The organism is Sphingomonas sp. ACRSK, assembly GCF_022346685.1.
GTDB lineage: Bacteria > Pseudomonadota > Alphaproteobacteria > Sphingomonadales > Sphingomonadaceae > Sphingomonas > Sphingomonas molluscorum.
In genome coordinates this window covers 82573-88813 of the sequence record NZ_JAKRNR010000015.1, presented here as the reverse complement: position 1 = coordinate 88813, position 6241 = coordinate 82573, and the positions used below count along the sequence as shown (strand labels likewise).

General features: G+C 69.3%; 6 protein-coding genes. All 6 read right to left on the bottom strand.

The features are described 5' to 3' along the window. Positions 1 to 180 precede the first annotated feature (180 nt). Entirely contained in the window at positions 181 to 1335 is a 1155-nt protein-coding gene (locus tag MHZ35_RS10065) for an SGNH/GDSL hydrolase family protein (RefSeq protein ID WP_239435473.1), read from the bottom strand. Further along, the gene (locus tag MHZ35_RS10060) at positions 1332 to 1766 is read right to left on the bottom strand and encodes a hypothetical protein (RefSeq protein ID WP_239435472.1); all 435 of its coding nucleotides are present in this window, start codon (positions 1764 to 1766) and stop codon (positions 1332 to 1334) included. Before MHZ35_RS10060 ends, MHZ35_RS10065 begins: the two co-directional genes overlap by 4 nt. An 82-nt stretch (positions 1767 to 1848) precedes the next feature. Next, a complete protein-coding gene (locus MHZ35_RS10055; RefSeq protein ID WP_239435471.1) occupies positions 1849 to 2424 on the bottom strand; it encodes a putative colanic acid biosynthesis acetyltransferase in 576 nt (191 codons plus the stop codon). Positions 2425 to 2518: 94 nt separating this feature from the next. Further along, positions 2519 to 3811 carry an Hsp70 family protein gene (locus MHZ35_RS10050; RefSeq protein ID WP_239435470.1) on the bottom strand — a complete coding sequence of 431 codons (1293 nt, stop codon included), beginning with the start codon at positions 3809 to 3811 and terminating at the stop codon, positions 2519 to 2521. Between the two features lie 82 nt (positions 3812 to 3893). Further along, entirely contained in the window at positions 3894 to 4088 is a 195-nt protein-coding gene (locus tag MHZ35_RS10045) for a YbdD/YjiX family protein (protein ID WP_132882743.1), read from the bottom strand. Further along, entirely contained in the window at positions 4085 to 6139 is a 2055-nt protein-coding gene (locus tag MHZ35_RS10040; RefSeq protein WP_239435479.1) for a carbon starvation CstA family protein, read from the bottom strand. Before MHZ35_RS10040 ends, MHZ35_RS10045 begins: the two co-directional genes overlap by 4 nt. Positions 6140 to 6241 lie beyond the last annotated feature (102 nt).

Genomic DNA, 6241 nt, shown 5'->3' with positions numbered 1-6241 from the left:
GGCGGGCGATTTTACATTGGAGGATCTGGGCTTCATCTTCGTTCCTTCGTCACTACGACGAAGCCCAGATCCTCCTTAAATCACAACCTCAAATCTGTGCCATTGGTGCTGACGGCGGACAGGCGGCGACTGCCCGCCGACCGTCGTGGGGGCGGCCGGCGGGCGTTTCCCTCTAGCCGGCTACGCCAGCGCCTCCGCGATCGCCTGCCCGATGCGGCGCCCGAGGTAGAGGTGGCCGGCTGCGGTCGGGTGGACGTTGTCCGGCGCGGTGTAGATGCCGCGGTTGCCGACGCCGACGAAGTTCTCGATATCCAGAAACGCCGCTCCGTTGGCGGCCGCTGCCTCGACCAGCGCCGCCTTGACCCGCCCCAATGCCGTCGTGGGCCCAAGCGGTGTCCAAGGTCCGAGCGTGACAATGCGGGCAGCCGGCCACGCCGACCGCATCGCGGCAACGCATGCATCATAGCGCGCGCGCAGGCCGACCAAGGCGGGAGCATCCGCGGCGAAGTCGTTGTAGCCCATCGCAGTCACCAGCAGATCGGGTGCCCGAGTGAGGGCGGCGACGCCCTTCGCCACCCGCGAGGCCGGGACATTCGCGCCCCCGCTGTTCCACCCGGCGCCGCCCACGCCATCGCTCCACGCATCCATCTGGAGCTGAGCGGCGGCAGCGGCCGCCCAGGTCCGCGCCACCGAAGGCGCGCCGGTGCCCTGGCTATAGCTGTCGCCGACGATGGCGATGAGCCCGCGTCGCGCCGAGCCGCCGGGGAACCAGGCGCTACCGGCAGGGTCGAGATAGAGGCCACCGAACAGCAGGTTGATCCCAGCCAGCCGGTAGTGCCGCGGGCGGCGGGGATCGCCGGTGGCACTCCAGTCGAGCTTCACCAGCCGCCGATCTCCCGTCGTGGGCGTGGCGAACGCGCCATCCTGGACCAGCTGCCCGTCGACGAAGAGATCGAACAACGCATTGTGCTTCAACACGAGCAGTTCGACTTGCGCAGCGTCGCTCATCCACTCCCACTGGATCGGGCGCGTGAAGCCGGTGCCTCCTGCTCCGTCCGAGGCGCCAAAGGTGGAGGGATCGGCCGCCACTGGCACGATCGGCGTGCCGGTCACGCGGAAGCAGGCGTTGGTCGCCGTCACCCGGACGGCGGAGGAGATGGTGGGCGCGGCAGCGTCCGTCGTGGTGATGAGCGGCGGGCTCGCCGCGACGGTGAAGCAGGGGAGCGGACCGATGGGCATAGCGGCAGCAGCCCGCATCGCGGTTTCGCGCGCGTGGCGTCGGGCGATGGCATGCGCGCGCGCACCGATCCCGCGCGCCAGCAGGTCCGCGCTCATTGCGCCACCCGGTAAGTGACCGCGCCGCTGAACAGCGAAAGCTCGAGATAATAGCTCGTGCCCGAGACGCTTTCCTCCGCCACCGGTTCATTGGCGTTGGTCGTGAACAGGCCCCATGGCTCACCGGCAAGCGTCAGCGGGTCGAGCGTGGTACCGCCGTCGACGGATCGCAGCACGCGCACCCTGCCGGACCAGTTGCCGGACAGGGTGAGGTGGATGGGGCGATCGAGTTCCGGCACGAATGGCCCGACCCGGCCGGACGTGGACGCGGTCCCCGCCAACGGCGATGCGGCAGCCCGGCCGCGCGCCAGCCGCACCGGCATCGGATTGGCGGCATCCACGAACACGGCATCGGCCCCCGGTTGTCCGAACGATAGTCCGACTGCGGGGACGAACGGCGCGGGTACGTCGATGGGGATGGAAGAAGACATGCGGAGCCTCCCGAGGGTGAAAATCCGCGGCAGGTGTGATCCAAAATCACTTGTGTAGGAAAGAAGAAACGTACCGTTCTGGTTAGTGTGGAAGCTGCGGCCTGGGCTTCAGCGGTTGGGCCGGGTTGCCGGAGAAGAAGGTCCATGCCGCGAGGTCGCGCATCGCCACGCCCCGCGCGCCGAGCACTGCGCCTGCCCCTACCCGAACACCGGGCCCAACAAAGGCTTCCGCTGCGATCCACGCATGATCCTCGATCCGGATCGGTCGCAGGCGGAGCGGGAACACGGGATCGACCACGTCATGCGTGCTGGCGCAGAGGCTCGCGTCCTGCGAGACGACCACCGACCGCCCGATGGTGATGCGCCCCTGGTTGTAGCAGCGGACCCTGGGGCCGAGCACCGAACCCTCGCCGACCTCGAGGTTCCCAGGGTGCCAGATCCGGACCGAGCCATAGATGCGCGCACCGCGGCCGATCTCCGCCCCCCAGAGGCGCAACAACATGCAACGCCAGCGATGGAGCGGCGGCGGCGTCCATCGGGCAAGCAACAGCCAGCAGAGCCCCCACCCCACCCGCGAGAGCCGATTGCCGAGCGAGAAGCTCGGCTGGTGCCGCTCGGCCGGCTCCAGCGGCTGCGAAGTGCCGGTCCCTCGTTCCATCGCCCATTCCCCCGACGCAGACCGCAGCACCCGCCACGGCCGCCCCCAGGGGGAGCATAACTACTCTGCTCGCATCTTCTACAGCGATGATGCCTCAGACGGCCCAGGCAGCGACATCCTCCTGCTCGCCGATCAATGCCAGGCCGTGCGCGATGGAAGTCAGTTCGCCGCCACTGGCGATCTTCTCCTCGCCGAACCGCTCGGTGAAGAGCCGCCGGATGCGGGGCGTGAGCGAGGTGCCGCCGGTCAGGAACACGCGGTCGATCGCAGTCGGCGGCACGCCGGCCGCTGCCAGGGCGGCGTCGACGGCCGCCTCGATGCGAGCGACGTCGGGCGCGATCCAAGCCTCGAACTGCGCGCGCGTGACCTCCGCCTCGATCGACAGCCCGCCGCCCGCGAATTGGAAGCTGGCACTCTCCGCTGCAGAGAGGTCGCGCTTCACCCGGCCAACCGCGTCGTAGAGGCGAAAGCCCTGCTCCTCCTCGATCACCGCGATCATGCGCCCGACCGCGTCCGGATCGAGCGCGCTGCGGCGCAGCTTGTCGAGTTCGGCGAGCGTGCGGCGGTTGCGCATCAGCGCGAGCCGCGACCAATCGGCGAAGTCGGTGAAATAGCCGCGCGGGATCTCCAGCACCTTGTCGAACGAGCGATAGCTGCTGCCCTTGCCCAAGAGCGGCAGGACGAGATGGTCGAGGATGCGGTAGTCGAAGCGATCGCCGGCGATGCCGACGCCGGCATGGCCGAGCGGCTCGCACCGGCGCTCGGCGCCCGGTGCCGCGATGCGGACGACCGAGAAGTCGCTGGTGCCGCCGCCGAAATCGGCGACCAGGATGGTGGCCGGATCCTCGATGCGCGCCGCGTAGCTGAACGCCGCGCCGACCGGCTCGTAGACATAGTGGATCTCCGCTCCCAGCGCGGCGAACATCGCATCATAGCGGGTGCGCGCCAGGGCGGCGTCGGGACGATGCCCGGCATATTCCACCGGCCTGCCCACGATGACCCGGCCGATGCCGCCAAGCGCGCCACCGGCCCGGGCTGCGAGCTTGTCGAGGAACAGACGGCCGAGGTCTTCGAAGCGGTAGCGCCGATCGAAGACGGTCGCCTGTTCGAAGGCGCTGCTTGCCGCGACCGACTTGAACGACTGGAGGAAACGGCTGCCTTCCGGATATTCGAGATACTCGGCGATGGCCCATGGCCCGGCCTCGGACGCGACGCCGCCGGGCAACGCGTCATCCTGCCAGAAGCAGAGCGCGGATCGGAACACCGCATCCGGCCCGTCCGGGGCGTCCAGCAGGACGAGGTCGGCCGCACCGCCCCGGGCTACCGCCGCGACGGAGTTGGTGGTGCCGAAATCTAGGCCGAGGGCGGTGGGGCGTGCGTGCGACATGGGCGTGCGGCCCTACACGCTTGGCTGGCCGGCTCAAGCCGTTTGACGGTCCCCGGGGCGCACGAAGGGCCGAACGCGCCGGTCAGCAGCAGCGACCGCCGTTCTTGCCACCGTAGCGGGCCTGCTGCCGATCGCGGAAGAACTCCGCCTCGCTCATGGTCGGCCTCTCGGGGTGATGCTGCTCCATGTGCAGGCGATAGGCAGCATAGGAGGGCATGCCGACCATCAGGTGGGCCGTTTCCCGCACGCGTGCCGCAAGGGCGGCGAGCCGGCTCATTCCGCCGCCTCCACCCGCGCCAGCGTCGGCGGGATCTCCGTCACGCTCGGCCGGGGGATCCGCCGCGCCTGGAGGCAGGTGCGGATGCCGTAGAAGACGATCGAGAAGACCACCGCGAGGAAGATCGCGCAAAGCCCTGCATCGATGCGATCGTTGAACACGATGCGGCGCATTTCGGCGAGGTCCTTGGCAGGCGCCAGCACCTGGCCGCTGGTGAGCGCGTCCCCGTACCGCGCCGCGTGCGCCAGGAACCCGACCTTCGGATCGGCCGAGAAGAGCTTCAACAAGCCCGCGCTGCCCGTACAGACCAGCAGCCAGGCGGCCGGCACCATCGTCACCCAGGCGAAGCGCTGCTGCTTCATGCGGAACAGCACGACGGTCGCCAGCACCAGCGCCACGGCCGCCAGCATCTGGTTGGAAATGCCGAACAGCGGCCACAGCGTGTTCACCCCGCCCAGCGGATCGGTGACACCCTGGTAGAGGAAGAAGCCCCAGGCGGCGACGCACAGCGCGGTCGCGACCACGCCCGGCACGATCGCCGACGCCTCCCGGAAGCGTGGGACGACCAGACCGATCAGGTCCTGGAGCATGAAGCGGCCCGCGCGCGTGCCCGCGTCCACCGCGGTCAGGATGAACAGCGCTTCGAACAGGATGGCGAAATGATACCAGAAGGCCATCATCGCCTTGCCGCCCACGACATGGCTGAAGATGTGCGCCATCGCGACCGCCAGCGTGGGCGCCCCGCCCGAGCGCGAGACGATCGTGGTCTCGCCGACGTCGCGGGCGGTCTGGGCAAGCGTCTCGACCGTGACCGGGAAGCCCATCGCCGTGACGGCCGTGGCCGCGGAATGGACGTCGGTGCCCAGCACCGCCGCCGGGCTGTTCATGGCAAAGTAGACGCCGGGATCGAGGATCGAGGCACCGACCAGCGCCATGATCGCGACGAAGCTCTCCATCAGCATCGCGCCATAGCCGATGAAGGGCGCGTCGCCTTCGCTGGCGATCAGCTTCGGCGTGGTGCCGCTCGCGATCAGCGCGTGGAAGCCGGAGACCGCGCCGCAGGCGATGGTGATGAACAGGAACGGGAACAGCGCGCCGGCCCAGACCGGGCCGCTGCCGTCGATGAACTGGGTGACCGCAGGCATGCGCAGCGGCGGCGCCATGATCGCGATGCCGATCGCCAGCGCGGCGATCGCGCCGATCTTGAGGAAGGTGGAGAGATAATCGCGGGGCGCCAGCAGCAGCCACACCGGCAGCACGGAAGCGATCGCGCCATAGCCGATCAGGATCCAGCACAGCTCGACCGCCGAGAAGGTAAACAGCGGCCCGAAGGTGGGCGACGCCGCCACCTGCCCGCCATAGACGATCGCGAGGATCAGGCCCACGAAGCCGAGGATCGAGACCTCGCCGATCTTTCCCGGCCGCAGCCAGCGCGTGTAGATGCCCATCAGGATCGCGAGCGGCACCGTGGCCGCTACCGTGAACATGCCCCAGGGGCTGTCCGCGAGCGCGCGCACCACGATGAGCGCCAGCACCGCGAGGATGATCACCATGATCATGAAGGCGCCGAACAGCGCGATGGTGCCGGGTACCGGGCCCATTTCGATGCGGATCAGCTCGCCCAGCGACTTGCCGTCGCGCCGCATCGAGATGAACAGCACCATGAAGTCCTGCACCGCGCCCGCGAGCACGACGCCTGCCAGGATCCACAGGGTACCGGGGAGGTAGCCCATCTGCGCCGCGAGCACCGGACCCACCAGCGGCCCCGCCCCGGCGATCGCCGCGAAATGGTGGCCGAACAGCACGTTGCGATCGGTGGCGACATAGTCGAGCCCGTCCGCGCGCCGGACCGCAGGCGTCGCGCGCGCGGGATCGAGCCGCATCACATGGCGGGCGATGTAGAGCGCGTAGAAGCGATAGGCGATCAGGTAGATCGCGACCGCAGCGACGACGATCCACAGCGCGTTGACCGTCTCGCCGCGGGAAAAGGCGACCACGCCGAGCGCGGCCGCCGCCAACAGCGCAAGCGCCGCCCAGCCTGCTTTGGAAATCGCCGTCACCGTGCATCCTCTCTTCGATGCGCCCGCCGCCTCGGCGGCGCGCGACCGCATCGCGCGGATGCGGCATTCCGTCTCGTCGCCCCCCTACCAAAG

Excerpts from the sequence above, each read along its gene's own strand:
- MHZ35_RS10065 (WP_239435473.1), bottom strand. The coding sequence starts at position 1,335 with ATGAGCGCGGACCTGCTGGCGCGCGGGATCGGTGCGCGCGCGCATGCC.
- MHZ35_RS10060 (WP_239435472.1), bottom strand. The coding sequence starts at position 1,766 with ATGTCTTCTTCCATCCCCATCGACGTACCCGCGCCGTTCGTCCCCGCA.
- MHZ35_RS10055 (WP_239435471.1), bottom strand. The coding sequence starts at position 2,424 with ATGGAACGAGGGACCGGCACTTCGCAGCCGCTGGAGCCGGCCGAGCGG.
- MHZ35_RS10050 (WP_239435470.1), bottom strand. The coding sequence starts at position 3,811 with ATGTCGCACGCACGCCCCACCGCCCTCGGCCTAGATTTCGGCACCACC.
- MHZ35_RS10045 (WP_132882743.1), bottom strand. The coding sequence starts at position 4,088 with ATGAGCCGGCTCGCCGCCCTTGCGGCACGCGTGCGGGAAACGGCCCAC.